Origin of the sequence: Streptomyces sp. NPDC014764, assembly GCF_043082785.1 — a bacterium.
GTDB classification, from domain to species: domain Bacteria; phylum Actinomycetota; class Actinomycetes; order Streptomycetales; family Streptomycetaceae; genus Streptomyces; species Streptomyces althioticus.
In genome coordinates this window covers 62642-79175 of record NZ_JBIBXY010000020.1, presented here as the reverse complement: position 1 = coordinate 79175, position 16534 = coordinate 62642, and the positions used below count along the sequence as shown (strand labels likewise).

15 protein-coding genes are annotated in these 16534 nt (G+C 72.9%); 3 read left to right on the top strand and 12 right to left on the bottom strand.

The window, feature by feature from the left end; genetic code table 11:
- Window positions 1-258 precede the first annotated feature (258 nt).
- Window positions 259-1209: a 2-hydroxyacid dehydrogenase gene (locus ACF1AG_RS30510; RefSeq protein WP_359607822.1), complete on the bottom strand. Its 951-nt coding sequence runs from the start codon at window positions 1207-1209 to the stop codon at window positions 259-261.
- 75 nt (window positions 1210-1284) lie between these two features.
- On the opposite strand from ACF1AG_RS30510, the gene ACF1AG_RS30505 reads away from it, so the two are divergent.
- Both ACF1AG_RS30505 and ACF1AG_RS30500 read left to right on the top strand, forming a co-directional pair.
- Window positions 1285-2283, top strand: a complete 999-nt coding sequence (locus tag ACF1AG_RS30505) for an aldo/keto reductase (RefSeq protein ID WP_359607820.1) — start codon at window positions 1285-1287, stop codon at window positions 2281-2283.
- A gap of 124 nt (window positions 2284-2407) precedes the next feature.
- Entirely contained in the window at window positions 2408-3550 is a 1143-nt protein-coding gene (locus ACF1AG_RS30500; RefSeq protein ID WP_359607824.1) for a PQQ-dependent sugar dehydrogenase, read from the top strand.
- Here the strand turns inward: ACF1AG_RS30500 and ACF1AG_RS30495 are convergent.
- The 7 genes from ACF1AG_RS30495 to ACF1AG_RS30465 form a co-directional block, all read right to left on the bottom strand.
- Window positions 3543-3806, bottom strand: a complete 264-nt coding sequence (locus ACF1AG_RS30495; RefSeq protein WP_359607818.1) for a DUF6191 domain-containing protein — start codon at window positions 3804-3806, stop codon at window positions 3543-3545. The genes ACF1AG_RS30500 and ACF1AG_RS30495 overlap by 8 nt on opposite strands.
- Window positions 3807-3849: 43 nt before the next feature.
- Window positions 3850-6954 carry an AAA family ATPase gene (locus ACF1AG_RS30490; RefSeq protein WP_391810720.1) on the bottom strand — a complete coding sequence of 1035 codons (3105 nt, stop codon included), beginning with the start codon at window positions 6952-6954 and terminating at the stop codon, window positions 3850-3852.
- A 152-nt stretch (window positions 6955-7106) separates the two neighbouring features.
- Window positions 7107-7286 carry a hypothetical protein gene (locus ACF1AG_RS30485; protein ID WP_359601798.1) on the bottom strand — a complete coding sequence of 60 codons (180 nt, stop codon included), beginning with the start codon at window positions 7284-7286 and terminating at the stop codon, window positions 7107-7109.
- Between the two features lie 181 nt (window positions 7287-7467).
- A complete protein-coding gene (locus tag ACF1AG_RS30480; protein ID WP_359601799.1) occupies window positions 7468-8016 on the bottom strand; it encodes a hypothetical protein in 549 nt (182 codons plus the stop codon).
- 35 nt (window positions 8017-8051) lie between these two features.
- The gene (locus ACF1AG_RS30475) at window positions 8052-8621 is read right to left on the bottom strand and encodes a GNAT family protein (protein ID WP_359601800.1); all 570 of its coding nucleotides are present in this window, start codon (window positions 8619-8621) and stop codon (window positions 8052-8054) included.
- Window positions 8599-10845, bottom strand: a complete 2247-nt coding sequence (locus tag ACF1AG_RS30470; RefSeq protein WP_359601801.1) for an MMPL family transporter — start codon at window positions 10843-10845, stop codon at window positions 8599-8601. The genes ACF1AG_RS30475 and ACF1AG_RS30470 overlap by 23 nt, the downstream gene beginning before the upstream one ends.
- A gap of 191 nt (window positions 10846-11036) precedes the next feature.
- Window positions 11037-11507 (bottom strand): hypothetical protein, encoded by a 471-nt coding sequence (locus tag ACF1AG_RS30465; RefSeq protein WP_391810715.1) that lies wholly within the window; start codon window positions 11505-11507, stop codon window positions 11037-11039.
- 188 nt (window positions 11508-11695) lie between these two features.
- Between ACF1AG_RS30465 and ACF1AG_RS30460 the strand changes: the two genes are divergently transcribed.
- Window positions 11696-12499, top strand: a complete 804-nt coding sequence (locus ACF1AG_RS30460; protein WP_359601803.1) for a methyltransferase domain-containing protein — start codon at window positions 11696-11698, stop codon at window positions 12497-12499.
- A 66-nt stretch (window positions 12500-12565) separates the two neighbouring features.
- Here the strand turns inward: ACF1AG_RS30460 and gatB are convergent, their stop codons facing one another.
- The 4 genes from gatB to gatC are packed head-to-tail and all read right to left on the bottom strand — an operon-like array spanning window position 12566 to window position 16129.
- Entirely contained in the window at window positions 12566-14077 is a 1512-nt protein-coding gene (gene gatB / locus ACF1AG_RS30455) for an Asp-tRNA(Asn)/Glu-tRNA(Gln) amidotransferase subunit GatB (RefSeq protein WP_387798700.1), read from the bottom strand.
- 16 nt (window positions 14078-14093) lie between these two features.
- A complete protein-coding gene (locus ACF1AG_RS30450; RefSeq protein ID WP_033276008.1) occupies window positions 14094-14333 on the bottom strand; it encodes a hypothetical protein in 240 nt (79 codons plus the stop codon).
- On the bottom strand, window positions 14330-15826 hold the full coding sequence (gene gatA / locus ACF1AG_RS30445) for an Asp-tRNA(Asn)/Glu-tRNA(Gln) amidotransferase subunit GatA (protein WP_359601805.1): 1497 nt from the start codon (window positions 15824-15826) through the stop codon (window positions 14330-14332). The genes ACF1AG_RS30450 and gatA overlap by 4 nt, the downstream gene beginning before the upstream one ends.
- A 6-nt stretch (window positions 15827-15832) precedes the next feature.
- Window positions 15833-16129 (bottom strand): Asp-tRNA(Asn)/Glu-tRNA(Gln) amidotransferase subunit GatC, encoded by a 297-nt coding sequence (gatC, locus tag ACF1AG_RS30440; protein ID WP_006130840.1) that lies wholly within the window; start codon window positions 16127-16129, stop codon window positions 15833-15835.
- Between the last annotated feature and the right edge of the window lie 405 nt (window positions 16130-16534).

The following is a 16534-nucleotide window of genomic DNA, read 5'->3' as shown; positions in this document are numbered from 1 at the left end:
CGTGCGTGTCCGCGTGCCGGTGTCGCCGCCGACGCATCCGCCGCGTCGGATCGGTGGTCGTCTGGCCGTGCATCGCCCGTCGCCCCCCTCACAGTCTCCGTGTCGCTCCCCCGCGCCGGTGGTCGGCGGCGCAGCCCCTGTCCGGACGATACACCAGTATCGTCACTCAGGGACATAGGTCCTCTACGCTCCGTGACGATCAACGGGCCGTCGGGTACCCACCGCTCCCGAGGGGTCGCGGACGGTACTCGAAGCGGACTACACGTCTTCCGTTCCCGTTACCAGGATCACGTTCCCGGGCTCCTCGTGGTTCACGTATCGGCGCAACTGGTCGCGCAGCAGGCGCTTCGCGCGGGGGAGGAACGCGGACGTGGGTCCGCCGACGTGCGGGGTGATCAGCACGCCGGGCGCCCGCCACAACGCGTGGTCGGCGGGGAGGGGTTCGGGGTCGGTGACGTCGAGGGCCGCGGTGATCCGGCCGTTCTCCACCTCGGTGAGCAGGGCCTTGGTGTCGACGACGGGGCCGCGGGCGACGTTCACGAGGAGGGCGCCGTCCTTCATCCGGGCCAGGAACGCGGCGTCCACGAGGTGCCGGGTGCCCTCGGTCAGCGGGGTGGTCAGGACGACGACGTCCGCCTCCGGAAGCAGGGAGGGAAGTTCGGTGAGCGGATGCACCGGCCCGCGCTCCGTAGTGCGCGCGGAGCGCGCGACGCGCGCCACCCGCGCGACCTCGAACGGTACGAGCCGGTCCTCGACGGCCGCGCCGATCGAGCCGTACCCGACGATCAGCACGGTCCGGTCGGCGAGCGCCGGCCGGAAGCCGCCCTGCCACTCCCCCCGGTCCTGGGCGCGCACGAAGCCGGGGATGCCGCGCAGGGAGGCGAGGATCAGGGTGAGCGTGAGCTCCGCGGTGCTGGCCTCGTGCACCCCGCGCGCGTTGCACAGCCGCACTCCGGAGGGCAGATCCTTCAGGCCGGGCTGCACATGGTCGATGCCGGCCGACAAGGTCTGCACCACGTGCACGGACCGCATCCGGGGCAGCGGACGCAGGCACACCTCGGCGGGCTTCATGTACGGCACGACGTAGAAGTCGCACTCCTCCGGGTCGGCCGGGTAGGTCTCGCCGCCGTCCCAGAAGTGGTAGCGCGGCCCCTCGGGGAGTCCGTCGATCTCGTCCGGGGGGATGGGAAGCCACACGTCAGGAGTCATGCCACGGAGGCTAGTTCAGGCCGTCCGGACGGCAGAGGTTAGGTTGGGGGACCGGAGAGGGAGGGTCACGAGCAGGTGGAGCGCAGGACGATCGGCGCGGCGGCGCTCTCGGTGGGCGCGGTAGGCCTCGGATGCATGCCGATGAGCTGGGCCTACAGCACGTCCAGGCAGCGCGGCGAGGAGTCGCTGAGGGCGGTGCACCGGGCGCTGGACGCGGGCTCGTCCCTCCTCGACACCGCCGACATGTACGGCCCGTTCACCAACGAGCTGCTGCTCGGGCGGGTGCTGAAGGAGCGGCGTGCCGACGCCTTCGTGTCGACGAAGGTCGGGCTGCTGGTGGGCGACCAGCACATCGTGGCCAACGGCCGTCCCGGGTACGTCAGGCGGGCCTGCGACGCGTCGCTGCGGCGGCTGCAGACCGACGTGATCGACCTCTACCAGCTGCACCGCGCCGACCCGGAGGTCCCCGTCGAGGAGACCTGGGGCGCGATGGCGGAGCTGGTGCGGGCGGGCAAGGTGCGGGCGCTGGGCCTGTGCGCGGTCGGGGCGCGCTCGTCGCGGCGGCCGGGGGCGCGGCTGCACGACGCGACGGTCCGGCAGCTGGAGCGGGTGCAGCAGGTGTTCCCGGTGAGCGCGGTGCAGGCGGAGCTGTCGGTGTGGTCGCCGGAGGCGCTGGAGACGTTGCTGCCCTGGTGCGAGGCGCGGGGCGTGGGTTTTCTGGCGGCGATGCCGCTGGGGAACGGCTTCCTGACCGGGACGCTGACGCCGGGCGAGGGGTTCGAGGCGGACGACCTGCGGGCCCGGCACCCGCGGTTCACGGCCGAGATGATGGCCGCGAACCAGCCGATCGTGGTCGGTCTGCGCCGGGTCGCGCGCCGGCACGGGGAGCACGTCACCCCGGCGCAGGTCGCCCTGGCCTGGGTGCTGAGCCGCGGCCGGCAGGTGGTCCCGGTGCCGGGCGCCAAGCGGGAGCGGTGGGTGACGGAGAACGCGGCGGCGGCCGGGCTCCGGCTGACCGACGGGGACCTGGCGGAGATCGCGGGCCTGCCGCCCGCCCAGGGGTCGTGGGACTGAGCGTCCCGCCCTCCGCGGTGTCCCGGGGTTCGGGGTCGGCGAAGCGGGAACCTGTGAGGCGCGAGCGGTGTATGACAGACAGAACCCGCCGCGTCGAAGGGACGAGATCGTGCAACGACGAGCCGTGCCGGCCGTGCTGGCCGCCGCCGCGCTCCTGCTGACCGCCGGCTGCTCCTCCGACGACGGAGCGCCGCCGGAGAAGGACGCCGCCTCCTCCTCGGCCGCCGCGGCCCCGTCCTCCCCGTCCGGGAAGGCGGAGGAGACCCCGCCCGCGAAGGGCTCGGTGACGGTGGTCCGCACGGTGGCCACGGGGCTGGCCTCCCCCTGGGGTCTCGCCCCCGTCGGGGACGGCGACCTCCTGGTGTCCTCGCGGGACGAGGCCACGATCACCCGGATCGACGGGAAGACGGGGAAGAAGACCGAGCTGGGCGAGGTGCCCGGAGTGGCGCCCGACGGCGAGGGGGGCCTGCTGGGCATCGCCCTCTCCCCCGACTTCGCCTCGGACCACATGATCTACGCGTACTTCACCTCGGCCTCCGACAACCGAATCGTGCGGATGCTGTACAACGAGCGGAAGCTGGCGGGCGAGCAGCTCGGGGCGCCCGACACGGTGTTCCGGGGCATCCCCAAGGGCGTGATCCACAACGGCGGCCGGATCGCCTTCGGCCCGGACCGCATGCTGTACGCGGGCACGGGCGAGAGCGGCGACACCGGGCTGTCCCAGGACAAGAAGTCCCTCGGCGGGAAGATCCTGCGGATGACCCCGGACGGCGAGCCGGCCCCGGGCAACCCGTTCCCCGACTCCCCCGTGTACTCCTACGGCCACCGCAACGTGCAGGGCCTGGCCTGGGACGGCGAACAGCGGCTGTTCGCGTCGGAGTTCGGGCAGAACACCTGGGACGAGCTGAACGCGATCGCGCCGGGCGACAACTACGGCTGGCCGGAGGCCGAGGGCCACGCGGACGAGGGCGGTTTCCACAACCCGATCGCCCAGTGGAGCACCGAGGACGCCTCGCCGAGCGGCATCGCGTACGCCGAGGGGTCCGTCTGGATGGCGGGGCTGCGGGGCGAGCGGCTGTGGCGGATACCCCTGAAGGGCACGGAGGCCTCCGCCGAGCCGCAGGCGTTCCTGGAGGGCGAGTACGGCCGGCTCCGCACCGTGGTCGCGGCGGGCGGCGACCGGCTGTGGCTCGTGACCAGCAACACGGACGGCCGGGGCGACCCGGAGCCGGAGGACGACCGCGTGCTGGAGCTGCGGGTCAGCTAGCCGGCGTGGCCCGGCCTCCCGCGGAGGCGTCCGGGGCGTCACCGGTGCCGCCGGAGGCGTCCGGGGCGTCGCCGCCGTCCGTCGTCTCGTCCGCCGGGGCCGGGCGGCGGACGGTGACCTTGCCGGAGGCGAGGTCTATCGGCCCGCGTCCGGGGTCGGCGTCGCCGACGTCCTCCCGGGACAGCGCCAGGCGCTTCTGCTCGTCCTGGGTGTGCTTGCGCCCGGGGGAGAACAGTTCCTCGAAGGCGTTGAACATCGCTCCCCTTTCGCAGGGCGCCCCGGTGCCGGGCCGCTGTGTCCTACACCGATTGTCGCGCGGTGGCGAGATTTCCGGATCCGTCGGCAGAACCGTCCGGGAACAGACCGAGGCGGTGGGCCACCGCCGCCGCCTCGCCGCGGCCGGAGACGCCCAGTTTGGCGAGGATGTTCGACACATGGACGCTGGCCGTCTTCGGCGAGATGAACAGCTCCTCGGCGATCCGCCGGTTGGTGTGCCCGGCCGCCACCAGGCGCAGCACGTCACGCTCCCTGCTGGTCAGGCCGAGCGCCTCGGCCGGGTCTGCGGGCGCCGGGGCCGGCTCCTCCCGCGGGGCGGGCGCCAGCGCCAGGCGGCCCCGGCGGGCCAGCAGCGCCGCGTCCCGGGCCAGTGGCGCGGCGCCCAGGTGGGCGGCGACGGCGTCGACCAGGCGCAGCAGCTCGGTGGCGCGGGCCCGATCGTCCTCGCCCCCGCCGGCGGCCAGCAGCGCCTCGGCGAGCCGGAGGCGGACGGATGCGAGGTCGTGGGGCCGTCCCAGCGGCTCCAGCGCGGCGACGACCTCGGACCAGGCGTCCGGCTCGCCGCGGCCGTCGGCGCGCAGCAGTTCGGCGCGCAGCCACCGGTCGTGGGCCCGCCACAGGGGCACCCCTGTGGCGAGGTTCCTCGCCGCCTCGCGGATCCGGTCCAGTACCTCCGGGCGGCCCGCTTCGGCGGCGGGGTCGCCGTACCGGTCGGCCTCGGCGGTGGTAGCGGCAAGCAGCAGGGGCCAGGCGTAACGCTGGGTGCCGGGCGGGAAGCCGGCGTCGAGCGCGGCGAACAGTTCGGCGCGGGCCTCCTCGGGGCGGCCCTCGGCGGCGGCGACGCGGATGGCGACGTACTTCATCGGCAGTGCGTACTGGGGCATCGGGTCGTGGGTGCCGAAGTGGGCGCGGGCCTCGGCGAGGCAGCGGGCCGCCTCGGCGGTGTCCCCCCGCAGGTGGGCGAGATGCGCCAGGCGCATCGAGCCGCCGGCGCGCGGCTTGGCGCTCTGCTCGATCCGCTGCGCGTCGGCCGCGGCGCGGGCGGCGTCCTCCCAGCGCCCGACGGACAGCAGGGACTCGGCGAGGTTGCCCCACACCCATCCCTCGGAGTCCAGCAGACCGAGCCGCCGGGTGACCCTGACGCCTTCCTCGAGGAGCCGTACGGCCTCCTCGGAGCGGCCGACCCCCTCCAGCACGGAGGGCAGGTTGACGAAGGCGCGGGCCACCACCATGTCGACGCCCAGTTCGGTCGCCCGCTGCTTGACCTCGTACATCTCCGCGAGTCCGGCCTCGATGTCCCCGGCGTCGACCATGAGGCCGCCGAGGGTGAGCCGGGCGTTGAGCTCGATGTCGTGGGCCCCGACCATGCGGGCGTACTCGACGGCGCGTTCCGCGTCGGCCATGGCGTCGGGGCCGAGGTCGTGCAGCATCGACCAGCCGGCGACGGCGGCGAGCACCTCGGCGTGCACCTCGGAGGGCGGCAGTCCGCGCACCAGTTCCTGCGCGGTGCCCAGTTCCTCCCAGCCGTCGCCGCGGGCGAGTGCCTGGGTGAGCCGGGAGCGCTGCACCCAGAACCAGGCGGCGCGCAGCGGGTCGGGGTCCTCGTCGAGCAGGCGCAGCGCCCGTCTGGTGAGCTTCAGGGAACGTTCGCGTTCGCCGCAGAGGCGGCCGGCGACGGCGGCCTCTGCCAGCAGGTCGAGGTGGCGCAGCGGCCGCGTGGCGGCGTCGTCGGCGGCGGGGTCGTCGCAGCCGGGCGGCGGTGGCGGGTAGGCCTCTGCCTGGTCGAGCGGCCGCAGTCCGGCGCGCACGGTGTCGGGAACGGCGTCCCACAGCTCCATCGCCCGTTCCAGCAGGCGGAGTTGCTCGGCGTAGGCGTGGCGACGGCGGGCCACGACGGAGGCGTCGAGGACGGCGGGCAGGGCCTTGGCGGCGTCATGGGCGTGGTACCAGTAGCTGGCAAGCCGGGTGGGACGCTCGTCGGCGGGGACGAGCGCGGGGTCGGCCTCCAGGGCCTCGGCGAAACGGCGGTTGAGCCGGGAGCGTTCGCCGGGCAGCAGGTCGTCGCTGACGGCCTCGCGGACCAGGGAGTGCCGGAAGCGGTAGCCGTCGCGGTCGGGGGCCGGTGTGAGGATGCCGGCGTTGACGGCGGCGCGCAGAGCCTCGATGAGGTCGTCCTCGCCGAGTCCCGCGACGGCGGCGAGCAGCCGGTCCTCGACGGTCGAGCCGCCCTCGGCGACGATCCGGACGACCCGCTGGGTGCTGTCCGGCAGATTCTCGACCCTGACCAGGAGCAGGTCGCGCAGGGAGTCGGTGAGGCCGGTGCGGCAGCCCTCGTCGGCGGCGACGGCGAGTTCCTCGACGAAGAAGGCGTTGCCGTCGGAGCGTTCGAAGATGTCGTCGACGCGGTCCGCTTCGGGTTCGCGGTCGAGGATGCCGGCGATCTGCCGGCGCACCTCCTCGCGGCTGAACCGGCCCAGCTCGACACGGTGGACGGTGCGCAGCCGGTCGAGTTCGGCGAGGAGGGGGCGCAGCGGGTGACGCCGGTGGATGTCGTCGGAGCGGTAGGTGGCGAGGACGACGAGACGGCCGGTGCGCAGGGTGCGGAAGAGATAGGCGAGCAGATGGCGGGTGGAGGCGTCGGCCCAGTGCAGGTCCTCCAGGACGAGGACGACGGTGTGCTCGGCGGCGACCCGTTCCAGCAGCCGGGCGGTGAGCTCGAAGAGCCGGGCCATGCCCTGTTCGTCGCGGCGGGCCTCGCGGGCGGCGGCGACGGCGAGTTCGGGCAGCAGCCTGGCCAGCTCCTCCTCCTGCCCCTCGGCGGCGGCCGTGAGCTGTTCGGGCAGTTCCCGGCGCAGCTGGCGCAGGGCCGTGGAGAAGGGGGCGAAGGGCAGGCCGTCGGCGCCGATCTCCACGCATCCGCCGAGGGCGACGACCCCGCCCCGGTCGCGGACGGCGGCGGCGAACTCCTCCACGAGGCGGGTCTTGCCCACCCCGGCCTCGCCGCCGACCAGCAGCGCCTGCGGTTCACCGGCTCCGGCCCGGACGAACGCATCGATCAGGGTGGCGAGTTCACCGGTGCGGCCGACGAACACGGGACTGACGGACTTGGTCTCCACGTCCCCGAGCATCGCACGCGCCCGCGGCGACGGCGCAGCGGTTTTCGTCTCCTGGTGCACCGGCACGGCGCCCCCTTCCCTCTTGTGCCGGACGTCTCCCCCGGCCGTGCGCAGCGACGACGGGGCGGCGGCCGCTTCCGTGCGGCCGCCGCCCCGGGCGGTGTTCATGCGGCCCGGGCGAACCAGGACCGGCGCCGGGTATGGCTCCCGGGTCCGGCGTGGCGTGCGGCGGCTCCCCGGCGGGCGGCGCGGCGGACCCGTACCGCCTCGCGGACCTGGCGCTCCGCCTCGGCCCGGCGGACCAGTTCGTCGTGGCGGAGCCGGTGCAGCTCGATCTCGAACATGATGGTTTCCCCCTCGGATCCGGTGTCGGTATCGCGTTCTGCGATGCCTCCACCTTCGTCTCCAAGGCGGTTGAGCCGCATCGGGAGGGTTCCATATCTTCGCGGGCGCTGACGCCTTAGAAGTCGCGCCGTGAGGCGCGCGCACCATGGAGCCGGCGTCTAAGAGGGTGCCTAAGGCCCCTCAGGAGGCGGCGGGCAGACCCAGCAGCACGCCCGTGTACTTGAGCACCGCGAGCAGCAGCCCGATGACGCCGAGGGTGACGCCGGCCCAGGCGACCGACTTGATCCACGGCGCCTGCGCGGTGCGGCCGGGGGCGCCGAACGCGGGCCGGACCAGGACCACCGCGCCGGTGATCAGCGCGACGAGGGCGAACAGGCCGCCCCACAGGGCGGTGGTGTCCCAGGCGTCGCCGTAGACCTCCTTGATCTGGGTGGCGACGCTCGCGTCGGCGGCGGTGCGCAGCTGGCCCACCAGGGTCTCGCGGGCGGCGGCCACCGTACCCGGCCAGCCACCGGTGAGGGAGACCAGGCCGAGCGCCGCGGAGACGACCGCCGCCGCGCCCTGTCCGGTCCCGGAAGGGGCCTCGGCCGGCTCGGCGTGCTTCTCGCCGGCGCTGTCGTCCGGCCCGGCGGCGGCGTCCTCGGGCCGCTCCGCCGTCTGCGCATCGGGTTCCAACGCCGTCGCGGTGGTGGTTCCGGTTACGGTCTCGTCCTCTGTTTTCTCAGCCATGCTCCGCACCGTACGGATGCCGTCTGAGATTCCGCTTAATGCCTTTCGAGCTGTTCGCGCGAAACGCGCCACTCTGGGGCGAGCAGGGACCAGACCTCCAGGTCGTGGCGTACGCCGTGGTGGAGGTGGGCCTCGCGGCGGACGCCGTCGCGGGTCATGCCGAGCCGGCGGGCGACGGCGACGCTGGCGGTGTTGCCGGACGCGGCGACCCATTCGACGCGGTGGATGCCGCGCTCCTCGACGGCCCAGTCGATCAGGACGCGCATGGCGCGGGTGACCAGTCCGCGTCCGGTGCCCGCGGGCTCCAGCCAGCAGCCGACCTCGCAGGTGCCGGCCGCCGCGTCGAAGTTCAGGGTGAGGACCCCGCCGACCAGTGTGCCGTCGAGCCACAGCCCGTGCAGGGAGGCCGTGTCGGCGGCGCGCAGGTCGGCGTACCGCTGGAGCGCCTCCCGCGCGCTGTCCGGGTCGGTGGCACGGGAGCCGAAGGGGACGAACCGGTTGATGAACTCACGGCCCCGCTCCAGGTGCGCGAGGAACTCCTCGGCGTGCCAGACCTCCAGGGGGCGCATCTCCGCGCCGTCGTCACCCAGTCGTATCGCGTACATCCCGCTGCCGCTCCTCCTCCGCCAGCACGTCCGCGACCTCGGCGTCCGTGACGGCGGCCAGCCTCTCATGGGCGGCACGGCACTCGGGCGGTTCGATGCTGATCCGGGGCAGAATCCGGTCCAGCCACTTCGGCAGCCACCAGTTGGCGCCCCCGAGGAGGTGCATCAGCGCGGGCACGAGCAGGGTGCGCAGCACGAAGGCGTCGAGGGCCACGGCCGCGGCGAGGGCGATGCCGAACATGGCGATCACGCGGTCGCCGCTGAGCACGAAGGCGAGGAAGACCGAGATCATGATGACGGCGGCCGAGTTGATCACGCGGCTGGTCTCGGCGAGGCCCACGCGCACGGCCCGCCGGTTGTCGCCGGTCTCCAGCCATTCCTCGTACATGCGGCTCACCAGGAAGACCTGGTAGTCCATGGACAGCCCGAACAGCACCGACACCATGATCACGGGCAGGAAGGGCTCGATGGGGCCCGCTCTGCCGAGGCCGAGCAGGTCGCTCCCCCAGCCCCACTGGAAGATCATGACGACCACGCCGAACGCGCCGGCGACCGCGGCCACGTTCATCGCGGCGGCCTTGAGCGGGATGCCGATGGAGCGGAAGGCGAGGAGCAGCAGCAGACAGCCCAGGCCGATCACCACCCCGACGAACAGGGGCAGCTTCTCGACGATGACGGAGGCGAAGTCGTCGTAGCCGGCCGTCACGCCGCCGACGTGCACGTCGAGCGAGGTGCCCGACTCGGCGCGCGGCAGCACGTCCTCGCGCAGCCGGTCCACCAGGTCGCTGGTCTGCTTCGACTGCGGGGACGACTCCGGCACGACGGTGAGGAAGGCGGTGTCGCCGGCCTGGTTGAACGTCACCGGCGACACGGAGGCGACGTCCTCGGTGGTGCGCAGGGTGGAGCCCAGGTTGTCCAGGGCGAGCCGGTCCTGGGCGTCGCCGACCTCGGTGACGAGGGTGAGCGGTCCGTTCACGCCCGGCCCGAAGCCGTCGGCGATCAGGTCGTAGGCCTGGCGGGTGGTGGATGTCTTCGGGTCGTTGCCCTGGTCGGAGGTGCCCAGGTGCAGCGAGAAGGTGGGCAGCGCGAGGACGGCCATCACGACGACGGCGACCGCGCCGAGCAGCTTGGGGTGGCGCTCCACGAACGCCGACCAGCGGGCGGCGAACCCGGTGGGCATCTCGGGTTCCGGTCCGTGCTCGGCGAGCCGGCGCCGCTCCTTGCGGCTGAGGGCGCGGGTGCCGATCAGCGACAGCAGGGCGGGTAGCAGGGTGACGGACGCCGCGACGGTGAGCACCACGGTGAGCGAGGCGGCCACGGCGACGCCGTTGAGGAAGTTCAGGCGCAGGATCAGCATGCCGAGCAGGGCTATGCAGACGGTCGCACCCGCGAACACGACGGCCCGGCCGGTGGTGGCGACGGCGTTGGTGGCTGCCTCGGTGACGCTCAGGCCGCGTTTCAGTCCGCGCCGGTGTCGGGTCACGATGAACAGCGCGTAGTCGATGCCCACGCCCAGCCCGATCAGCAGGCCGAGCATCGGCGCGAAGTCCGCGACGGTCATCACATGGCCGAGCAGCACGATGCCCGCGTAGGCGGTGCCCACGCTCACCAGCGCGGTGGCGATGGGCAGCAGGGAGGCGGCGAGGGAGCCGAAGGCGAGGAACAGCACGACGGCGGCGACGGCCACGCCGACGATCTCGGCGGTGTGCCCGCCGGACGGCTCGCTCAGCTCGACGGCGCTGCCGCCCAGCTCGACGTCCAGCCCGTCGGACTCGGCGGCCTTCGCCGTCTTGACCACAGCCCCGGCCTCACCGCTGGTGATGTCCTTGCCGGAGTGCTCGAAGGTCACGGTGGCGTAGGCGGTACGGCCGTCGGCGCTGATGCGTCCGGCGCCCCCGTCGCCGTACGGGCCGCTCACGGAGGCGACGCCGGGCAGTTCCTCGATCCGGTCGAGGGTGCGCGTCATGGTCTGCTCGACGCCGCTGTCCCGGACGGTGCCGGAGGATGTGTGCCAGACCACGCTGTCGCTGTCGCCCCCCAGTGAGGGGAAGCCTTCCTTCAGCAGCTCGGTGGCGCGCCCCGACTCGGTGCCGGGGACCTTGTAGTCGTTGGAGTAGGCGGAACCGGCGACGAAGGCGCCGGCCGCGATTCCGACCAGGGCGAGCAGCCACAGCAGAACGGTGGAGAGACGGCGCTGGACGCACCAGCGTGCAAGGGCTGCCACAGGCGTGCTCCCGGTATGGCTCGGGGTGGATCTTTGAGCGGGCACCGGTGGCGGACGGCCGAACGGCCCGCAAAGAACGCATGAGCAATGCCCTGCCACTGTTGCAGGCGAAAATGATCGTTTGTCGCCTTCGTTGACTAAGTCACATTTATTCTTCGGGCCGGTCACAGGCGGTTCGCCGACCGCTCGTCTCAGTCGAACTGGTCGCCCAGCGCCATGATCATGACGCCCGCGACGGCGGCCCACAGCGCCCTGCGGGTGCGTCCGCGCGCGCCCAGCACAGCCGCGAGGGCGCAGACGGCCGCCCCGCAGGCGTACGCGACGGGGACGAGGGCCGGGGCGGCCCCGGAGGCGCGGAGCACGGCGGCGGCCGTTCCGGCGAGGGCGAGCACGACGCCGGTGCCGACGGCGGCCCAGCGGGCGCGGCGGGCCTGCTCGTCGAGGAGGTCGTCGTCGGGAAGCTCGGCCTCGGTCCCCGCCCCCGCCCCTGGCCCGGTCCCGGTCCCGGTCCCTGCCCCTGGCTCGGTCCCGGTCCCGGTCTCGGTCCCGGTCCCGGTCCCGGTCCCGGTCTGGGTCTCGGTCTCGGTCTCGGCGAAACTCTCGGGGAGGTCCTCTGCGGTCTGAGTGTCCGGGGGCAGGTCGGAATAAGGGCGTCCACTCATGGCGCCGGAGCGTAGCGCCTCACCTCCGGAAACACAGATGCGGGTCCGCCCGGACGGCTGCTAGCGTCCGACGGTCCGACACCCCCGCGGCATTCCGCCGCCGGCCGAAGCAGGTGCTTTGATGCTTGTCCGTCCGACCTCCGACGCGACCCCTTCCCTCTTCACGGCCTCAAGGAGCCCGTTCACCGATGTCGGACATCACACCGAACACCTCGCACGACGACCTCGCTAGCCGCCTGAGTCTGCCCCGCTACCCGCGCAGCAGCGCCTACGACCCGCAGTGGACCGTCGACAACCACATGGGCCCGCACGCCCTGTGGCTGCTGGAGTGGCTGGCCCCCGCCCTCGGCCTGGACACCCTGCGTCCCGGCGCCCGGGTGCTCGACCTGGGCTGCGGCCGCGCCATGACGTCCGTCTTCCTCGCCAGGGAGTACGACGTCCAGGTCACCGCCGCCGACCTGTGGATCAAGCCGGACGAGAACGCCGTCCGGATCGCCGAGGCCGGCGTCGCCGACCGCGTCCAGCCCGTCCTCGCGGAGGCGCACGACCTGCCCTTCGGGGCGGAGACCTTCGACGCGATCGTCTCGGTCGACGCCTACCAGTACTTCGGCACCGACGACCTGTACCTGCCCACGCTGACCCGGCTGCTGAAGCCGGGCGGGCGGATCGGGGTCGTCGTCCCGTCCCTGTCCGAGGAGATCGAGGGCAGTGAGCCGCCGGAGCATCTGCTGCCCTTCTGGGAGCCCGCGTTCTGGTGTTTCCACAGCCCTGCCTGGTGGCGCCGCCACTGGACCCGCAGCGGCGCCGTGGACGTCCTGGCGGCCGACTGGCTGGAGGACGGCTGGCGGGAGTGGCTGCTGTGGAGCGAGGCCGTCGCCGAGCACCACCCGGACGAGTTCCATGTGCGGATGAGCCGGGAGAACGCGCGACTGGTGCGCGCCGACCAGGGCCGCACACTGGGCTTCACCCGCGTGGTGGGCCGCCGCCGCTGACCCGCTCGTGACACGGGAAGGGGGCGCACCCCGCGGGTGCGCCCCCTTCCCTCGTGCCGTACGGGCTCAGCCCTCGACGCCCAGCTTCTGAAGGATCAGCTCCTTCACCCGGGCCGCGTCCGCCTGACCGCGCGTGGCCTTCATGACCGCGCCGACCAGCGCGCCGGCCGCCGCGACCTTGCCGCCGCGGATCTTGTCCGCGACGCCCGGGTTGCCGGCGATCGCCTCGTCGACGGCGGCGGTGAGCGCGCCCTCGTCGGAGACGACCTTCAGGCCGCGCTTCTCGACGACCTCGTCCGGGGTGCCCTCACCCGCGAGGACGCCCTCGATGACCTGACGGGCCAGCTTGTCGTTCAGGTCGCCCTTGGCCACCAGCTCGGTGACGCGGGCCACCTGCGCCGGGGTGATCGCCAGCTCGTCCAGCGCCTTCTGCGACTCGTTGGCCGCGCGGGCCAGCTCGCCCATCCACCACTTGCGGGCGGAGGCCGCGTCGGCGCCGGCGTCGATCGTGGCGACGATCAGGTCCAGCGCACCGGCGTTGAGGATCGCCTGCATGTCGGTGGCGGAGACACCCCACTCCTCGCGGAGCCGGCTGCGGCGCACCAGCGGCAGCTCGGGCAGGCCCGCGCGCAGTTCCTCGACCCACTCGCGGGCCGGGGCGACCGGCACCAGGTCCGGCTCGGGGAAGTACCGGTAGTCCTCGGCCTCCTCCTTCACGCGGCCCGAGGTCGTGGACCCCGTGTCCTCGTGGAAGTGCCGGGTCTCCTGGACGATCGTGCCGCCGGACGACAGCACGGCCGCGTGCCGCTGGATCTCGAAGCGCGCGGCGCGCTCGACGGAACGCAGCGAGTTGACGTTCTTCGTCTCCGAACGCGTACCGAACTTCTCGGTGCCGTGCGGGCGCAGCGACAGGTTGACGTCGCAGCGCATCTGGCCCATCTCCATGCGGGCCTCGGACACGCCCAGCGCACGGATGAGTTCACGCAGCTCACGGACGTACGCCCGCGCGACCTCGGGAGCCCGCTCGCCCGCGCCCACGATCGGCTTGGTGACGATCTCGATGAGCGGGATGCCCGCGCGGTTGTAGTCCAGCAGGGAGTGGGACGCGCCGTGGATACGGCCGGTGGCGCCGCCGACGTGCGTCGACTTGCCGGTGTCCTCCTCCATGTGGGCGCGCTCGATCTCCACGCGGAAGACCTCGCCGTCCTCCAGCTGCACGTCGAGGTAGCCGTTGAAGGCGATCGGCTCGTCGTACTGGGAGGTCTGGAAGTTCTTCGGCATGTCCGGATAGAAGTAGTTCTTCCGGGCGAAGCGGCACCATTCGGCGATCTCGCAGTTCAGCGCGAGGCCGATCTTGATCGCGGACTCGACGCCGGTCGCGTTGACGACCGGGAGCGCGCCGGGCAGGCCGAGGCAGACCGGGCAGGTCTGGGTGTTGGCGTCCTGACCGAGGGCCGTCGAACAGCCGCAGAACATCTTGGTGTTGGTGCCGAGTTCGACATGGACCTCGAGGCCCATGACGGGGTCGTACGACGCGAGCGCGTCCTCGTACGACACCAGGTCGGTCGTGGTGGTCACGGTGAAAACTTCCCTCTCAGCCCAGCAGGACGTCGTCGTCGCCCAGCCGCTTCAGCTCGCGGTAGAGGATGGCGAGGCCGGTGACGATGGCGGCGGCGGACACGGTCGCGTCGATCAGGACCAGGGTGTCCTTCTCGGCGCGCGCCGTCTTCAGCCGCTTGGCGACGCCGAACGCGCCGAACGCGGTGGCGGCCATGGACAGGTACGTACCGGACCGGGACTTCTTGAATCCCTTGGCCTTGGTCAGTGCACTCACAGCGACGGAGCCTCCTCGAGCAGCGGGTGGCCCCACTTTTCCACGAAGGCGGCCTCGACGGCGGCACCCACCTTGTAGAGGCGGTCGTCCTTCATGACCGGGGCGATGATCTGCAGGCCGACCGGCAGGTTGTCCTCCGGCGCGAGGCCGCAGGGCAGCGACATGGCGGCGTTGCCCGCCAGGTTGGTCGGGATGGTGCACAGGTCCGCGAGGTACATCGCCATCGGGTCGTCGGCGCGCTCGCCGATCGGGAAGGCGGTGGTCGGGGTCGTCGGGGAGACGATCACGTCGACCTGCTCGAAGGCCTTGTCGAAGTCCCGCTTGATGAGCGTGCGGACCTTCTGGGCGCTGCCGTAGTACGCGTCGTAGTAGCCGGAGCTGAGCGCGTACGTGCCGAGCATGATGCGGCGCTTGACCTCGTCGCCGAAGCCGGCCTCGCGGGTCAGCGAGGTGACCTCCTCGGCGGAGTGCGTGCCGTCGTCGCCGACGCGCGCGCCGTAGCGCAGGCCGTCGAAGCGGGCGAGGTTGGAGGAGCACTCGGACGGCGCGATCAGGTAGTACGCGGAGAGCGCCAGGTCGAAGGACGGGCAGTCCAGCTCGACGATCTCGGCGCCCAGCTCCTTGAGGAGCTCGACCGACTCGTCGAACCGCTGGACGACGCCGGCCTGGTAGCCCTCGCCGCGGAACTGCTTGACGACGCCGACGCGCATGCCCTGGACGCTGCCGTTGCGGGCGGCCTCCACGACCGGCGGGACCGGCTCGTCGATCGACGTCGAGTCCATCGGGTCGTGACCGGCGATCACCTCGTGCAGCAGGGCCGCGTCCAGGACCGTGCGGGCGCAGGGGCCTCCCTGGTCCAGGGAGGAGGAGAACGCCACCATGCCGTACCGGGACACCGCGCCGTACGTCGGCTTCACGCCGACCGTGCCGGTGACGGCGGCCGGCTGACGGATGGAGCCGCCGGTGTCGGTGCCGATGGCGAGCGGCGCCATGTGCGCGGCGAGCGCGGCGGAGGAGCCGCCTCCGGAGCCGCCGGGGATGCGGGTGAGGTCCCACGGGTTGCCGGTCGGGCCGTAGGCGCTGTTCTCGGTGGAGGACCCCATGGCGAACTCGTCCATGTTGGTCTTGCCGAGGATGACGACGTCGGCGGCCTTGAGGCGCTGGGTGAGCGTCGCGTCGTACGGCGGGATCCAGCCCTCGAGGATCCTGGAACCGACGGTGGTCGGGATGCCCTCGGTGGTGAAGATGTCCTTCAGCGCGAGGGGCACACCGGCCAGCGGGCCGAGCTTCTCGCCGCGCTCGCGCTTGGCGTCGACGGCGCGGGCCTGCGCGAGGGCGCCCTCACGGTCGACGTGCAGGAAGGCGTGCACCTTCTCGTCGACGGCCTCGATACGAGCCAGATGGGCCTCGGTGACCTCGACCGCGGTGAGCTCGCCGGAGGCGATCTTCGCGGCGGTCTCGGCCGCGGTGAGCCTGATGATGTGATCGCTCATGGCGGTTTACTCCTCCCCCAGGATCTGCGGCACCTTGAAACGCTGCTGCTCCTGGGCCGGGGCGCCGGAGAGCGCCTGCTCGGGGGTGAGCGAGGGACGGACCTCGTCGGCCCGCATGACGTTCGTCAGCGGGAGCGGGTGCGAGGTCGGCGGTACGTCTTGGTCGGCGACCTCGCTGACGCGGGCGACCGCGCCGATGATGTCGTCGAGCTGGCCCGCGAAGTGGTCGAGCTCTTCGGGCTTCAGCTCCAGACGCGCCAGCCGGGCGAGGTGGGCGACCTCCTCGCGCGTGATGCCAGGCATGCAGCGATCCTCTGGGGTGAGAGTGTGTGGTTTGGGACCAATCCTATGGGGCGTGCGCCCATGCCCGTGAAACCCTTTGCCCGGCACCGGGCGGCACTGCGGACCGGGCCCTCACGAACGGCGGCCCCAACGGCTCCCGCAGGTCCCGTTCCTCGGGCGTACCAGGGGTTCTCCGTGCGGATCCGGTTCGGAACGGGCCAGGAGCAGGGCGGGGCCCGGTGCCGTGGTGGAGCGGGCGAGGACGGGCGGCTGCGGGACCTGACCACGCTGCCCGCCGACCGCCGCAGGCGACCGCGCGGCCGTCCGCCCCTTTCCCCGCGCCTGCCCGTCTCCCAGGACCCGGCCGGGGTCTGACCGGGACCGGCCGGGACCGGAGGAACCAGCACGACCCCCCGGCGCCCGGCG